This window comes from Peribacillus glennii, from assembly GCF_003429105.1.
GTDB classification, from domain to species: Bacteria; Bacillota; Bacilli; order Bacillales; family DSM-1321; genus Peribacillus; species Peribacillus glennii.
The window spans coordinates 109,762-125,670 of the sequence record NZ_QVTD01000005.1; the positions used below are offsets into that span (position 1 = coordinate 109,762).

The window sequence follows — 15,909 nt, forward strand, 5'->3', positions numbered from 1 at the left end:
TTCAAGAATACGATTGCTTTAACTTCCAAGCCATGATATCCCTCAAAAACTCGGGCATGAAGTATTCCTTATCCTTGGAACGCTGGATTTGCGGGAAGAAGGAACCAAACGTATACATATCTGGAATAGCCAGTTTATAGAGTCTGCCCGGAATAAGTGCCTTCCCGTCCACCAGTACTTCCCGTATGATTCCATTTTCCGCTTTTTTGAACTCAACACGGTCATAGACAATAACTCCCATAATCTTTCCCCTAAAACCAAAGCCTTTCAGCTGGATATGCGGCCATTCTTCGTTCAATGATTGCAGCAGGATTTCCTTCAACTCGCTTCCGCTTAACTCAACAACACATGGATTAATAGGATGCGGGAGCATCTGATGGATGTCTCCTTTGGTTACTTCCCCTGCTTGCAGCCCTTCCAAAAGAAGCCCTGCATTCAAAAAGGCACAGTCCGCCCTGCACCATTCCCTTAAGGCTTCACATAACATATTTGACAGTCTTGAAGGCTTAAACCACTCAGATTCAAGGTTTTCAGGAAGCAAGACACATGGATCTTGCAATTGTTCACGGCCTTCGTGATACATGTTATCAATCCATGCCCTTTCATCGGGAGCCTCCTGTAATTCATTTGTGTCATATATGCGGGCAATTTTCCGTACCACATTCTTGCTGTCATCCACCGTAATCTCGACATGCCCGACATACATACCATATTTGCCCGCGCAGCATAGAAGAGTATTTCCTGACATACTGCCTTGATGAAGGATGTGGTGCGTATGCCCACCCAGGATAATATCGATTTCCGGAAAATCTTCTGCCATCCTTTCATCGTTGGGAAGTCCGAGATGGGAGAGGATGACAATCAGATCGCTCTTTTCTTTAAGGATGCCCATCTGCCTGCTTAGCTCCTCGAAAGGATCGGAAAGGCTCCACCCCAAACCCGAATAGAACTTTTGAAAAAATGCGGTTAACCCAATCAAGCCTATCTTCGTTCCAGCTTGTGTTGTATGTATCGCATAGGGAAGAGCCCATGGAGGCCTTTCTCCGCTAGTTTGGTAAACGTTGGCGGCAAGAACTTTGAAATCTGCTTCATTATATAAAGAATCCAGTCCCTCATGCGGCAGGGTGATGCCTTCATTATTTCCGATTGCCGCATATTGGTACCCTGCTTCATTGAGCAGATCCACATTCACTTTCCCAAGCGTCCCTTCTGTAAATGGATGCCAGCGGTCAACATGGTCGCCGATATCCAGGAAAATCGATTCCTCTCCAACTTCTTTGTGAAGCTTTTTCCTTTCACCAAGAAGCTGTTTGATCCGCGGCCAATTTTCAAAATGGCTGTGAAGGTCATTTGTATGATATAAATGGATAGTTTCTGACATAATTACTCCCTCTATTCACTAAAGCCCCGACCAAGACGATTACCTTGGCCGGGAATCACTTTTCAGTTAAAATAAACCAAGCTGCCTTGGGGCAAGCCCTTCATATTTTATATCAAGAAGGCGGATCATCTCCTTTGCATTAAGGCTCGCGTCCCCGCCTGAATTATTATTGAATAGAACATAAATATTTTTTGACTGCTTTTCCAGCTCCCTTAGCTTTTGGACCCACTCTTCAAGTTCTTTCCTGTTATACCTGTATAAATACCGAACTTCGCGCCAATTTCCCGCACCCGGCTTTTTCCACCCATTCACATTACGGCCGTGAAAACGGACTAGTGTTTTGTCAGGATCCGTTGCTTCAGGTACGATTGGAACGGATCCCTCGCCAGCTTGGGGTTCATCGCAAACTGTATGGATCCAGCCTTCTTTTTTGATAAACGCTAGTGTTTTATCATAGAACCTGGGTTGGTACCAGGTATTATTGCGAAACTCAATGGCAACTGGTGTATTCCCCATTTCCTGCTTGCACCAGCGGAGATACTCGACATTTTCTTTTTTACATTCAAACCATGGAGGAAACTGGAATAACACCATTGATAGTTTCCCGGCCTCTTTAAATGTTTGGAGAGAATCGGAAAAGGCAGCAAACATCTCTTGCTGATTTCCGAATGGGATTTCACCGCGCTGATGCCCTGTCATGCCTTGGTAAGCCTTGACAATGAAACGGAATGATGAAGGCGTGTCAGCAATCCATTTTTCCGCATTGCGTATCGGCTGTATCGCATAGAACGAAGCATCAAGTTCCACGATTGGAAAGTGGGAAGCGTATTCCTTTAATTTATCCCTCGATGAAATCTTGTCCGGGTACAAGCTATCATGGTCACCCCATCCTGTAACCCCGATATATATCATCCGTATCACATCTGCTTTCAAAAGTTTTATAACTTATCTTAACATATCAATCGAAATGGTCTGCTACTATTAGGTTTAGGCCCACAGGATTTGGGTCACACAGGGGAAGACATAAGTATGTGGCGTACTTAGCTGTATTCTGCTCAATGGGGATAGGATGTTTTATAGTTTGCTTATCTGCCTTGTAAAAAACCCGCTGAAGGAACTCTCCAGCGGGTTGGTGTAAGCATAAATTTTGTTGTTAACCAATAGAACCTTCCATTTCGAACTTGATCAAGCGGTTCATTTCAACCGCATATTCCATTGGCAACTCTTTCGTGAATGGCTCGATGAAGCCCATTACGATCATTTCAGTAGCTTCCTGCTCGGAAATTCCGCGGCTCATAAGGTAGAATAGCTGTTCCTCAGATACTTTGGATACCTTCGCTTCATGCTCTAACGAAATGTTATCATTCAGGATTTCATTATATGGGATTGTATCAGATGTAGACTGATTATCCATGATTAAGGTGTCACATTCGATATTGGCTCGTGCACCATCAGCTTTACGGCCGAAGTGGACGATTCCGCGATATGTTACTTTACCGCCGTGCTTGGAGATCGATTTAGACACGATCGTTGAAGACGTGTTCGGTGCAAGATGCGTCATTTTTGCCCCTGCATCCTGATGTTGGCCTTTGCCAGCGATCGCAATGGATAATGTCATACCGCGTGCGCCTTCACCCTTAAGGATAACAGCCGGGTATTTCATTGTCAGCTTGGAACCGATATTTCCGTCGATCCATTCCATTGTAGCGTTTGCGTCACAAACCGCACGCTTTGTAACCAGGTTGTATACATTGTTTGCCCAGTTTTGGATGGTTGTATAACGGCAATACGCATCTTTTTTGACAATGATCTCAACAACCGCACTATGAAGCGAGTTTGTTGTGTAGACCGGTGCTGTACAGCCCTCTACGTAGTGAACATGAGCGCCTTCATCCACAATGATCAGAGTCCGTTCGAATTGGCCCATGTTTTCTGAATTAATACGGAAATAGGCCTGAAGCGGAGTATCAACTTTTATACCTTTTGGCACATAGATGAATGAACCGCCGGACCAAACTGCAGAGTTTAAAGCAGCAAATTTGTTATCAGTAGGAGGAATCGTTTTCCCGAAATGTTCGCGGAAAATATCTTCATTTTCCTTTAGCGCCGAATCCGTATCCTTAAACACGATACCCATTTCTTCCAGGTCTTCCTTCATGTTGTGATAAACAACTTCAGATTCATACTGTGCAGAGACCCCGGCCAAGTACTTCTGTTCAGCCTCGGGAATGCCAAGTTTATCAAAAGTTTGTTTAATTTCTTCCGGCACTTCATCCCAAGAACGTTCCGATTTCTCAGAAGGTTTTACATAATAAGTGATTTCATCGAAGTTTAAACTGGCCAAATCCCCGCCCCATTGCGGCATTGGCATGTTATAGAAATGCTCAAGTGATTTCAGGCGGAAATCAAGCATCCATTGCGGTTCTTCTTTCATACGGGAAATTTCTTCGACGATTTCCCTGGTCAAGCCGCGCTTTGAACGGAAAATAGAAACATCTCTATCCGCAAAGCCATATTTATAATCACCGATTTCAGGCATTTTCTTTGCCATAGCTCGTTTCCTCCATTTCGTGAAAGCAGGCATAGCGGTCTCATGCGCCATTCTGCTTTCTTATTTATTCTCCTGCAGGCCCTTTTCCATCGCCTTCCATGCAAGTGTTGCACATTTAATGCGTGCAGGGAATTTAGATACCCCCTGAAGGGCTTCTATATCACCAAGGTCCATCCCATTGTCATTATAATCTTTGCCCTGTATCATATCGGAAAAGATCTTTGACAGCTTCATGGCTGTTTCTGTATCTTTCCCTTTAATCGCCTGTGTCATCATCGAAGCCGAGCTCATGGAGATTGAACAGCCTTCGCCATCGAACTTGGTATCGGTCACTTTCCCGTCTTCGACCTTCATCGTTAACCGTATCCGGTCACCGCAGGTAGGGTTGTTCATATCGACTACAAGGCTTCCGTCTTGCAAGGCACCCTTGTTGCGGGGATTTTTATAATGGTCCATAATCACTTGACGGTATAGTGCATCCAGATTATTAAAAGACATTACTGAAATACTCCTTTGTTTTGACAAGCCCTTCTACAAGCTTATCAATGTCTTCTTCCGTATTGTACAGGTAAAAGCTGGCTCTTGCCGTTGAAGAAACATCAAGCCATTTCATAAGGGGCTGCGCACAATGATGGCCTGCCCGCACGGCAATTCCCTCAGCATCCAATACGGTAGCTACATCATGCGGATGGACATCTTCTATATTGAATGTTACCACCCCTGCACGCTGGCTCGCATCCTTAGGGCCGTAAATGGTAAGGCCTTCAATCGCTGACATTTTTTCAAGTGCGTATGCCGCCAGTTTATGCTCATGGGCTTCAATATTCTCCAAACCGACCTCTTCCAGGAAGTCAATGGCCGCACCAAGTCCAATCGCACCTGCAATAATCGGCGTTCCGCCTTCGAATTTCCACGGCAGTTCTTTCCATGTAGATTCATACAAACCTACAAAGTCGATCATCTCTCCGCCGAATTCAATCGGCTCCATTTTTTCGAGATGCTCCTTCTTTCCATAAAGTACCCCTATGCCAGTCGGGCCAACCATTTTGTGGCCGGAAAACGCATAGAAATCACAATCTAAATCACGCACATCAATTTTTAGATGCGGTGCGCTTTGGGCACCGTCAACAACCATTACAGCTCCATTTTGGTGGGCAATCGCCGCGATTTCCTTAATCGGGTTAATTACGCCAAGAACATTTGAAACATGCATAATCGATACGATTTTCGTATGTTCTGTAACGGTCTCTTTCATATCATCAAGAGAAATGGTTCCATCCTGCTGAAGCGGTACGTATTTCAATGTGGCACCGGTTTCCCTGGCAATCTGCTGCCAGGGAATGATATTGCTGTGGTGCTCCATATAGGAGATGACGATTTCATCCCCTTCTGAAAGGTTGGCGCCGCCGTAGCTTCTTGCTACCGTGTTGATGGAGGTTGTGGTTCCTCTTGTGAATATAACTTCTTCCGTAGAAGCTGCGTTAATGAATTTTCTGGCTTTTTCACGTGCCCCTTCATACGCATCCGTAGCTTTCGTGCCAAGTGTATGCACCCCGCGATGCACATTTGAATTATAACCGCGGTAGTAATCCTCGACTGCCTTAATGACCGAAACGGGCTTTTGCGATGTTGCGGCGCTATCCAGATAAACCAGCGGCTGACCGTTTACTTCCTGATCCAATATGGGGAAAAGCTTACGAATTTCGTATGGGTTCATTATCTGACTTTCCTTTCAATTACCTCTGTCAGCTGCTTTTTAACTCCTTCGATTGGAAGTTCATTCACAACCGGTGCAAGGAATCCATGGATGACAAGCCTTTCTGCCTCTTGCTTCGCAATGCCCCGGCTCATCAAATAATACAGCTGAATCGGATCCACACGTCCGACAGAAGCAGCATGTCCTGCGGTGACATCGTCTTCATCAATTAAAAGGATCGGGTTTGCATCCCCGCGTGCTTTTTCACTTAGCATCAGAACGCGCGATTCCTGCTCAGCATTTGATTTGGACGCACCATGTTCGATTTTGCCGATTCCATTAAAGATGGACGAAGCGCTGTCCTTCATAACACCATGCTTCAGGATATATCCTTCTGAACGTTTACCATGGTGAATGACCTGTGTGGTAAAGTTTTGCTTTTGTTCTCCTCGGCCGACCACTACTGTTTTCGTATCGCCGAAAGAACCGTCTCCCATGAGATAGGTTGTATTATCCGAAACCGTATTGCCGTCATTCATCAGGCCAAGCGCCCATTCAATGCGGGCATCACGGCTGGCTGTGCCTCGACGATTAACATAAGTAGTGTAACCTTTGGATAACGTATCAACCGCACCATACGTAACCTTCGCATTATCACCAGCAATTACTTCAGTGACAATATTGGCTACTCCGTTTTCTGCTTCTACAGTAGAAATATAGTTTTCCACGTATGTCACCGAGCTATTGACATCAGCAACGACCAGCACATGGTTAAACAGCGCAGTGTCAGCGTTGTCTACAATAAATACAGACTGGATTGGCTTGCTGATTTCAACATTCTTAGGCACATAAAGGAATGCACCGCCATTCATCAAGGCTGCATGGAGCGCAGTCAACCGGTGCTCGTTCACTTTCACGCCGTCTTTCATGAAATATTTTTGGACAAGGTCGCTATGTTCACGAGCTGCTGTTACAATATCCGTGAAAATCACGCCTTGATTCTTTAATTCTTCATTCAGGCTGATGAAGGCTGCCGTATTGTTGCGTTGAATATATAAATTGCCTGCTTCTTCTATATTAATCAATGACTTCACTTCTTCCGGAAGCTCATCCAAGGAAGAGAATGCCTGGCTCTCGACTGTATGGGATTTAAAAGAAGTGAAATTCCATTTGTCAATTTTGGTTTTATCCGGTTTAGGCATCGGAAGGTTTTCAAATTCAGCCAATGCCTGAACTCGAAGTTCCGATAGCCAGGATGGTTCATTGTTTTGCTGTGAATAGGAGCTGATAGTCTCCTTTTCGATCGGTAGTTTCGTTTCCGTAGTCATTTCTGGTCCTCCTGTTTACGCTTCTTGGCCAACTGTTTCGTCTTCGATCCCTAATTCTTGTTTAATCCAATCGTAACCTTCTGCTTCCAGGCGCTGTGCCAGCTCAGGTCCGCCGGATTTCACTACGCGGCCTTGCATCATAACGTGTACGTAATCAGGAGTAATATAATTTAATAGACGCTGATAGTGAGTGATAATCAAGCATCCGAAATCTTCCCCGCGCATTTCATTGATTCCTTTTGAAACTACTTTTAAAGCGTCGATATCCAAACCTGAATCGATTTCGTCAAGAATAGCGATCTTCGGCTCGATCATCATAAGCTGAAGGATCTCGTTCCGTTTCTTTTCACCGCCGGAGAACCCTTCGTTCAGATATCGTTGGGCCATATCTTCGCTCATTTCAAGGAATTCCATCTTTTCATCCATTTTACGGATGAATTTCATTAATGAAATTTCGTCGCCTTCTTCGCGGCGGCTGTTGATGGCTGAACGAAGGAAGTCCGCATTCGTAACACCATTGATTTCACTTGGATATTGCATAGCCAGGAAAAGACCGACGCGCGCGCGCTCGTCTACTTCCATTTCAAGTACATCCTCGCCGTCAAAAGTGATGCTTCCGCTCGTTACTTCATATTTCGGGTGGCCCATGATCGCAGAAGACAAAGTGGATTTCCCTGTTCCATTCGGTCCCATGATCGCATGGATTTCCCCGCCTTTTACTTCAAGGTTAACCCCTTTCAGGATTTCCTTTCCCTCGATTGATACATGTAGATCTTTGATAGTTAATGTAGAACCTGCCATTTTAATACCTCCGTGGACTAATTCCTTATTTATAGCATGGACAGCCTTTTACTATCCTTCTATTTATAATGTTTGGTGCTCATTCTCATTTTATTCTCATTACAATCTTATAACAAATGAAAAGTGGAAGCAACTAATATGAGCAGATTTCCCCTATAAATGTAGTGTTTAAGAATAGTGCAGTGGATTTCTTTAAGCGTATAGGAGAACTGTCTTGATTATTCCCTTTTAATTCATAACCGTTTCCCACGCCATAGCTTTTGTAATAACGTTATTCTTCATTCTGAATTATCTATATTTGTTAAAAAACCCGGATTTGGCGAGCCATTATTAAAGATGAACACATAGGGGTAGTAGGGCCCTCAGGATGTGGCTCACATAGGCATTGCTCCGAGTGCAGCGCACTTAGCCTGTGTATTTACTCTAGCAAGTTCTAAATGATTCATACTTTTTATCTGTCTGGAAAAATGAAAAAGGCCGGCCTGTAAACCCTTGTTTAATGTCCGGCCAAAAGTTTTCGCTTTATAGAAAACTTTCGCCAGGACATACATCACTTGAGCTTATTGGCCAGCCTTATATCGTATATTCATGCAAACTTACGGGTGAAGCCTGCGCTGGAGATCATTCACGATTCGATTACATTGTTCATACTCTCTTTGTCTGCGTTTTTCCACCTGGATGCGGAGATCTAATTTCCTGCTGTATTCGCTGTAGCCAAATCCATGAGATTGCTGCATCGCCTTTTCCATTTCGCTTGTAACGTTCAAATCTAGAGAGTTGATAATGAATCAATCCTTTCCATTTTTCGGTTCGCTTATATTCTATCATTGCTTATTTTGTTTACACAATGTTCTTTACCCACGATAAACTTTGATTAAACATGAAATGACCTGCTTTAGAAAAAAAGGATATATGATGCTTTACATATGCTCAGGATTGCTTTGTTTTTCTTCCATATATTAGTCTGCCATACTGTATGAACAAAAAAACCTAAGCGGAATCGGACATGCATGCATAACGCAACATTCTGCTTAGGTTTATTCTTCCTGGATAAAAAGTATACAATTTTCAACATGCATTGATGCCTAGCTTCGACCTACAAAGATGTACTAATGACGGTGTTGCGAAAGGGCGTGGCAATTCGCTAGCTGACGTTCTTATGAAGGATAGTGCACCTTTTCTTTAATGCAGCTCTGATAATTCCTGTACAGCATCCTGGACGAGCGTAACCGCCTGGCTCATGACTGCTCCGCCTCCAAAGGCAGCGGAAACGCCTATTGCTTCCATGATTTCCTGTTCACTGGCTCCATGGTCCAGGCATCCCTTGACATGATATAGGATGCAATACTCATCCTGAGTGTAGACACTTATCCCCAGCGCTATCAACTGTTTTTCTTTATAGCCAAGTGCCCCTTCCCTAAAGCAAGCTTCCGTAAAGGCATTATAATGCTGGGCAAGATCCGGCATTTTCTGCATAAAAACCCCAAGGCCCTCTTTATAATCATGGATGGCAGCTTCAGAAGGATTTCTCGGTTCATTACTCATATAATCAGCTCCTTCGAGTCAATATCTTGTTTAGTATTTTACATGCTGAATTCATATATGCAAAGAACACAACTATAAGGTAAAAGTTAAAAAGGATATCAGGAAGAAAAATTCATAAATCGAGGCTTGAACTAACAGGAAAAGGGGGCGGCTTTTTTAAAGCCACCCCCTTGTTTCACTTTTATTCTGCAGGCAATACTGCGCCTTTGTATTGGTTTGTGATGAAATCCTGGATTTCTTTAGAGTGCAATACCTCAACCAATGTTTTGATTTCTTCGCGGTCTTCATCGCCTTCACGGACAGTGATGATATTTACATATGGATTGTCCTCTTTCGATTCAACTGCGATAGGGTCATTAACCGGGTCCAATCCTGCATCAAGGGCATAATTGGCATTGATGACTACTGCATCACCTTCATTGTTATTGTATACCTGCGGCAATAACCCAGCTTCAACATCAGGCTTGAATTTAAGCTTTTTTGGGTTTTCAACAATATCATCGATTGTAGCTTCTGTCTTATCAACACCATCTTTGAGTTTGATGAGGCCTTTTTCTTGGAACATTGTTAAGATACGGCCGTGGTCAGCAACGGAGTCCCTCATGATGATGGTTCCGCCTGCCGGGATATCCTCAAGGCTTTTGTGCTTCTTGGAATAAATGCCGATTGGCTCGATATGGACTCCGCCGGCATTGGCGAATTTATAGCCTTCATCCTTCATTTGAAGTTCCATGTAAGGGATGTGCTGGAAATAGTTTGCATCAATTTCCTCGTCAGCAAGTGCCTTATTTGGAAGGATATAGTCCTGGAACTTTTTGATTTCAATATCCACGCCTTTTTCTTTCAGGATTGGCTTAGCCTTTTCCAGGATTTCAGCATGCGGGATATTGGAAGCACCCACCACAAGTTTCTTTTCATCAGATTTTGACTCAGTTGAGCCGCCGCCTCCTTCATTGCTGCCGCAAGCGGATAAAGTAAGTGCCAGCGCTGCAGAAGCAGCAATTGCAGTAAACCATTTTTTCATGTTCTTTCCTCCTGTAATTTCATATTTCACTTACCTTTTATCTATTTTAGATGTGATAGCATCCCCGATAAATTGGATGATAAAAACAATGACCAGTATAAGGATTGTTGCCAACAATGTAACATCATTATTATTTCGCTGAAAACCTTCCAGGTATGCCAAGTTTCCAAGGCCGCCGGCACCGATTGCGCCTGCCATGGCCGTGTAACCGACGAGGGCAATGGCCGTGACCGTTATCCCCGATACCAATGCAGGCATGGATTCGGGAAGTAGCACCTTGAAAATGAGTGTGCTTGTTTTTGCACCCATGGATCTTGCGGCCTCTATTACACCTTTATCAACCTCGCGCAGGCCAATTTCCACCATGCGCGCATAGAATGGTGCGGCACCGATAATCAGCGCTGGAAGGGCAGCGCTGGCTCCCAGCATTGTACCGACTACTATCCGTGTAAACGGTATAAGAAGAATAATCAATATAATGAAAGGAATCGATCGGAAAATATTCACAAACGCCGCGATGATTATATTAATAAACTTATTCTCCCACAGCTGGCCCCTAGAGGTGAGGAACAGCAGCAAACCCAGCAGGATTCCAATAAAGAAGGTTGCCACAAGCGAAATTGCTGTCATATAGAGGGTTTCCCGTGTGGCTATCCAAATGTTTTCCCAGATGACATTCGGAAACATTTCACTCATCATTTGAAATCACCTCCACGCCAACCTGCTGCCCTTTAATAAATTCGATGGCACGATTGATTTCATCCGCATTGCCGTTTATGTGGATAAACAGCGTTCCGTAAGACCCGTTTTGGGTTTGGGAAATTTTACCCTGCAGGATATTGACCTCCAGGCTGAAACTTCGAATAAGCTGGGTAATCAAAGGATTATCAGCACTGTCCCCAACAAAGGATAACTTGATCAACTGTCCATTTGGATATTGATGCAAGATATGCTCAATCGCTTCCTTTGTTTCTTCCGGTTCCGTAACCTGTTGAACAAAACGTTTTGTTATTTGTTCGGCTGGATTTCGGAACACGTCCAGTACAGGCCCCATTTCTACCACCCTGCCGCTTTCCATTACAGCCACGCGGTGGCAGATCTTGCGGATAACATGCATTTCATGGGTGATCAATACGATGGTCAATCCTAATCGATGATTGATATCCACCAGCAAATCCAAAATGGAATCAGTCGTCTGGGGATCCAGCGCTGAAGTGGCTTCATCGCAAAGGAGAACTTTTGGATCATTTGCGAGCGCCCTTGCAATGCCCACCCTTTGCTTCTGTCCGCCACTGAGCTGGGAAGGATAGGCATTTGCCCTGCCGTCAAGCCCGACAAGCTTGATTAGTTCCTCTACCCGTTTTTTTCGTTCAGCCGCCGGAACACCTGCAATTTCCAGAGGAAACGAAATATTTTCAAATACTGTACGTGACCATAAAAGGTTGAAGTGTTGAAAAATCATGCTGATATCCTGGCGCGCTTTTCGAAGCCGGGCTCCTTTGATCCTTGAAACCTCGTTGCCGGCAACTGTAACGGAACCTTCCGTTGGAGTTTCGAGGCCATTCAGCATCCTGATCAGTGTGCTTTTTCCTGCGCCACTGTACCCAATAACACCAAAGATTTCCCCTTCTTTTATAGTCACATTTACATTATCAACTGCTTTTATCGAATCGCCTGATGCACCACCAGAACGAAATATCTTGCTTACATTTGAAAGAGTAATCAAAGTCAACTCACCTCTATCCCGTGAAAACTATGAACTTAATATATTGCAGTCAGTTTTTAACGACTACAACTGCCGGCACCACTTAGGCTAAAGGTACCAGCAATAAAAAAGCCTTTCCGCATGAGCAGAAAGGCATGTATATTGAAAGCCTTCCCTCATCTCCCAAAGCATCCGCTTTGTGTGAATTGGCACCTTTACAAGGTGTTAACCTTGCCGGTTGCCGGGCTTCATCGGGCACATCCCTCCACCTCTCTTGATAAGAGCAATAATATATTCGTTTTTATTAAGTTCATGTTTTAGTACGATAGTGATTTTATCACGGTAAAAGAGAGAGTGTCAATGTATATGGCCTCATTGAATAATTTAACATCAGTCTGTTGCCGGTTTCCGAGAATAAGAGATAGGCAATTTATTGAGTTTCTGCCTTATCTGGATTTTTCCGTAAGGGAGACTTTGCCTGTTGCCTTCTCAATGGCCTGCTCCAAATCCTCGATTAAGTCGTCCGGATTTTCAATTCCGACCGATAAGCGGACCATATCCTCACTGACACCGGATTTGATAAGGTCTTCGGAATTCAATTGCTGATGGGTTGTGCTTGCAGGGTGTATGATCAGGCTCTTTGCGTCCCCTACATTCGCCACATGAGACCATAGCCTGATTGAGTTGATCAGCTTTGCACCCGCATCTTTTCCGCCTTCAATTCCGAAAATGACGACAGAACCGGCGCCTTTTGGCAAATATTTATCCGCCAAAGCTTTATCAGGATGGCCGGCATTCCCGGGATAGGTTACCCATTTGACTGCATGGTGATTTTCCAGGAATTGAATTACCTTTTTAGTATTGGCGATATGTTCTTTCATTCTAACATGGAGGGTCTCAAGCCCGAGTGTAAATTGGAAGGCATTCTGCGGACTGATGGCCGGTCCAAGGTCACGGAGCAATTGGACACGTGCCTTTGTGATATAGGCTGCGGCTCCGACTGCCTCTGTATACACGATTCCTCCGTAGCTTTCATCCGGTTCAATGAATCCCGGGAACTTAGGAGAATTCCAGTCGAAATTTCCCCCATCGACAATAATTCCTCCAAGGGTGGTCCCATTTCCCAACAGCCACTTGGTTGCTGAATGGATCACGATATCAGCACCAAACTCGATTGGACGGCATAAATATGGAGTGGCAAATGTATTGTCTATGATTAACGGTATTCCTGCCTCATGAGCTATGCCAGCAACCTTCTCTATATCAAGGATCTGCAGGCTCGGATTGCCGATTGTTTCTCCAAAAATAGCTTTTGTGTTTGGAGTGATGGCGTTCCTGAAATTTTCAGGGTCAGAAGGGTCGACCAAATGTACCTTAATTCCGTACTTAGGAAGCGTATTGGCAAAAAGATTATACGTTCCACCATATAACGCGGAAGCAGCCACAATATCGTCACCCGCCCCTGCAATATTCAGGATGGACAAAGTGATTGCAGCCATGCCGCTTGCAACCGCCAGGGCTCCGATCCCGCCTTCAAGCAGTGAGACCCTTTCTTCAAATGTTGTCACAGTCGGATTATGGATCCGTGTATAAATGTAGCCCGGCTCCTTTAATCCGAACAAGTTTGCGGCATGATCGGTATCTTTAAACAGGTACGCATTGCTCATGTATATTGGCAATGCTCTTGCACCCGTAACAGGATCGGCCTCCAGCCCGCCGTGGATGCTCAAGGTTTCAAACCGGTAGTTTTTTTGCTTTTCTGACATTTCATTACACTCCTTCTTCGCATTGTTTTGCAGGTTACGTGCGGCTGTGTACATGAGTACCGGCCAAACAAAAAGTCCACTTCATAAGAAGAGGACCTATCTCTCCTTATCTGCCAGAGCCAATACTCTGCTGGAATTAGCACCGTGTATGTTATTACCGGTTGCCGGGCTTCGCAGGGCCAGTCCCTCCGCCTCTCTTGATAAGTTATACTGAATATTCAATTAGTTCTGCTTACTGGGAATATATCACACTGCCACTTAACAGTCAATCTATTTTAATCCATTGTTTAGCACTTTAAAGCGACGGGGGTCTGACCCCCAACGACATATTTTAACGCTTTAGATTGCCCCCTTTAGAATATCATACAGGTAAGGGACGGATTGGAAGGCGTATATCTTCTTTTCCGGCTGGCCTTCTTTAAATATCAGCAGGCAGGGTACGCTTTCTATTTCATATTGTGCGGGTATGTCCTTAGCAAAGTTCATATTCATTTTGCCGCATGTGATATCCGGAAACATTTCCAGCACAATGGAAAGCATCCGGGACGCGACCTGGCAAGTCCCGCACATAGGTGTATATAAATAAACGCAAAAGGTTCTTTTCCATTGTATCGCTGTTTTCAATTCCTGTTCTGTCCAATCCTGCATAAGCCGCTAACTCATCCTTTGTTCTACAAATTCCATATTCACATCAATATTGGCGCTTAATAATACAGTTGCTATATGATAGGCGGGCGCCGTGGCGACTTCCCTGTACATTTTATCTATATACAGGTGTGAAGCCTCAGGGAGTTCCCTTTTGAATTGCTTCCTGAGTTTTTCACCTGATTCATCTGCATCCACCAGGATATACACATCCTTGTTGTACAGTTCATCAACAAGTTCATCAAGCCTGGATAAAGAAATCGTTCCATTCGTACAGATTACTTCTATGTCTTCCTTTAGCACACTTAATACTTTCCGTTTATCAGAAGTACCTTCAACAATGATCACTTTGTCATCTAGTCCGCTTTCCATCGTTATCACCTGTATTGTGGCCCCATGGGACAGGGCCGGAATGAAAGAATCTTTCTCTTTACCATTATAATTTCCTAAATCGCAGTGTGACTGCTTCAAGAAACTATTTCCTTTTTCCCGATACCCTATTGTTGAAACCATGGAAAGGCTTTATAAAAATGGAGAAGGCATATTACAGCCTTCTCCATTGGTTTTATCCTTCGTTCGTCATTTCTTCATACTGCTCGGCAGTCATTAAGTTATCCAGTTCGCTTCTGTCGGAAGGCTCGATAACGACCATCCATGCTTTTTCATAAGGAGATTCGTTTACAAATTCCGGATTGTCATTAAGGTCTTCGTTGACCTCAACAACCTTTCCGCTAACAGGTGCATATAGTTCAGAAACAGTTTTTACGGATTCAACGCTGCCAAACGGCTGGTCCGCAGTCAGCTCATCTCCTACTTCAGGAAGCTCAACGAAAACGATGTCACCTAATTCGGATTGTGCGAAGTGTGTAATGCCCACCCGAACATTGTCGCCTTCCGTTTTTACCCACTCATGCTCCTCAGAATAACGAAGTTCCTTTGGTGTTGTCATTATTATTTACCTCCAAGCTTATGTAATAAAAAATATATCTATTTCTTAAAATAGATTTAGTTATTGTTGGCAATGGATTATGATTGCCACGTTTCCTCATACTCTTCCTCTTTAAAGCCGACTGTTACTTTATGGCCGTCAGTGGCAATCGGTCTTTTGACCAGCATGCCATCGCTTGCTAACAAATCGAGCATTTCCGCTTCAGTCGCAGTCTTTAGCTTTTCCTTTAAACCAAGTTCCCTGTACTTTTGTCCACTTGTGTTAAAAAACTTTTTCAGTTCCAGTCCACTTTTGCGGTATAAATGTTCCATTTCAGAACGGGAAGGAGGGTTTTCCGCGATATGGACTTCATTGTATTCAATATCACGGCCGTCGAACCACTTTTTTGCCTTTCTGCATGTCCCGCATTTTGGATACCAGTAAAATGTTAAGGCCATTGTTTCACCACCTACTGATAGAATACCCGTTTTCTTTTCTCAATACAAAATATATGATGTAATTATTTTCTTTTTGTTTTG

At 44.0% G+C, this 15,909-nt stretch carries 17 protein-coding genes and 2 riboswitches; all 17 genes read right to left on the reverse strand.

The window, feature by feature from the left end; all coding sequences use genetic code 11:
* Position 1: 1 nt before the first annotated feature.
* Positions 2-1,381, reverse strand: a complete 1,380-nt coding sequence (locus D0466_RS10045; protein WP_117322434.1) for a bifunctional metallophosphatase/5'-nucleotidase — start codon at positions 1,379-1,381, stop codon at positions 2-4.
* Between the two features lie 66 nt (positions 1,382-1,447).
* Positions 1,448-2,293, reverse strand: coding sequence for a DUF72 domain-containing protein (locus D0466_RS10050; RefSeq protein ID WP_117322435.1), 846 nt, complete (start codon positions 2,291-2,293; stop codon positions 1,448-1,450).
* A 241-nt stretch (positions 2,294-2,534) separates the two neighbouring features.
* Positions 2,535-3,932: a Fe-S cluster assembly protein SufB gene (sufB, locus tag D0466_RS10055; RefSeq protein ID WP_117322436.1), complete on the reverse strand. Its 1,398-nt coding sequence runs from the start codon at positions 3,930-3,932 to the stop codon at positions 2,535-2,537.
* A gap of 60 nt (positions 3,933-3,992) precedes the next feature.
* The gene (gene sufU, locus D0466_RS10060) at positions 3,993-4,430 is read right to left on the reverse strand and encodes a Fe-S cluster assembly sulfur transfer protein SufU (protein ID WP_117322437.1); all 438 of its coding nucleotides are present in this window, start codon (positions 4,428-4,430) and stop codon (positions 3,993-3,995) included.
* Complete coding sequence (locus tag D0466_RS10065) at positions 4,420-5,649, reverse strand: cysteine desulfurase (protein ID WP_117322438.1); 1,230 nt, start codon at positions 5,647-5,649, stop codon at positions 4,420-4,422. Before D0466_RS10065 ends, sufU begins: the two co-directional genes overlap by 11 nt.
* Positions 5,649-6,956: a Fe-S cluster assembly protein SufD gene (sufD, locus tag D0466_RS10070; protein WP_117322439.1), complete on the reverse strand. Its 1,308-nt coding sequence runs from the start codon at positions 6,954-6,956 to the stop codon at positions 5,649-5,651. Before sufD ends, D0466_RS10065 begins: the two co-directional genes overlap by 1 nt.
* 15 nt (positions 6,957-6,971) lie before the next feature.
* A complete protein-coding gene (gene sufC / locus D0466_RS10075) occupies positions 6,972-7,757 on the reverse strand; it encodes a Fe-S cluster assembly ATPase SufC (RefSeq protein ID WP_101633524.1) in 786 nt (261 codons plus the stop codon).
* A gap of 596 nt (positions 7,758-8,353) precedes the next feature.
* Positions 8,354-8,524 (reverse strand): hypothetical protein, encoded by a 171-nt coding sequence (locus tag D0466_RS22545; RefSeq protein WP_199484536.1) that lies wholly within the window; start codon positions 8,522-8,524, stop codon positions 8,354-8,356.
* Positions 8,525-8,939: 415 nt separating this feature from the next.
* The gene (locus D0466_RS10080) at positions 8,940-9,302 is read right to left on the reverse strand and encodes a carboxymuconolactone decarboxylase family protein (RefSeq protein ID WP_117322440.1); all 363 of its coding nucleotides are present in this window, start codon (positions 9,300-9,302) and stop codon (positions 8,940-8,942) included.
* 181 nt (positions 9,303-9,483) lie between these two features.
* On the reverse strand, positions 9,484-10,326 hold the full coding sequence (locus tag D0466_RS10085) for a MetQ/NlpA family ABC transporter substrate-binding protein (protein ID WP_117322441.1): 843 nt from the start codon (positions 10,324-10,326) through the stop codon (positions 9,484-9,486).
* 30 nt (positions 10,327-10,356) lie between these two features.
* On the reverse strand, positions 10,357-11,025 hold the full coding sequence (locus D0466_RS10090; RefSeq protein ID WP_117322442.1) for a methionine ABC transporter permease: 669 nt from the start codon (positions 11,023-11,025) through the stop codon (positions 10,357-10,359).
* Entirely contained in the window at positions 11,015-12,052 is a 1,038-nt protein-coding gene (locus tag D0466_RS10095; protein WP_117322443.1) for a methionine ABC transporter ATP-binding protein, read from the reverse strand. The genes D0466_RS10090 and D0466_RS10095 overlap by 11 nt, the downstream gene beginning before the upstream one ends.
* 152 nt (positions 12,053-12,204) lie before the next feature.
* Positions 12,205-12,315, reverse strand: a riboswitch (SAM riboswitch).
* A gap of 162 nt (positions 12,316-12,477) precedes the next feature.
* A complete protein-coding gene (locus D0466_RS10100; RefSeq protein WP_117322444.1) occupies positions 12,478-13,797 on the reverse strand; it encodes an O-acetylhomoserine aminocarboxypropyltransferase/cysteine synthase family protein in 1,320 nt (439 codons plus the stop codon).
* A 103-nt stretch (positions 13,798-13,900) separates the two neighbouring features.
* Positions 13,901-14,004, reverse strand: a riboswitch (SAM riboswitch).
* A 132-nt stretch (positions 14,005-14,136) separates the two neighbouring features.
* On the reverse strand, positions 14,137-14,445 hold the full coding sequence (locus tag D0466_RS10105) for a thioredoxin family protein (protein WP_117322445.1): 309 nt from the start codon (positions 14,443-14,445) through the stop codon (positions 14,137-14,139).
* A gap of 6 nt (positions 14,446-14,451) precedes the next feature.
* Positions 14,452-14,814, reverse strand: coding sequence for a toprim domain-containing protein (locus D0466_RS10110; RefSeq protein WP_117322640.1), 363 nt, complete (start codon positions 14,812-14,814; stop codon positions 14,452-14,454).
* A gap of 193 nt (positions 14,815-15,007) precedes the next feature.
* Positions 15,008-15,391, reverse strand: a complete 384-nt coding sequence (gene gcvH, locus D0466_RS10115) for a glycine cleavage system protein GcvH (protein ID WP_117322446.1) — start codon at positions 15,389-15,391, stop codon at positions 15,008-15,010.
* 77 nt (positions 15,392-15,468) lie between these two features.
* A complete protein-coding gene (locus tag D0466_RS10120; protein ID WP_117322447.1) occupies positions 15,469-15,828 on the reverse strand; it encodes an arsenate reductase family protein in 360 nt (119 codons plus the stop codon).
* Positions 15,829-15,909 lie beyond the last annotated feature (81 nt).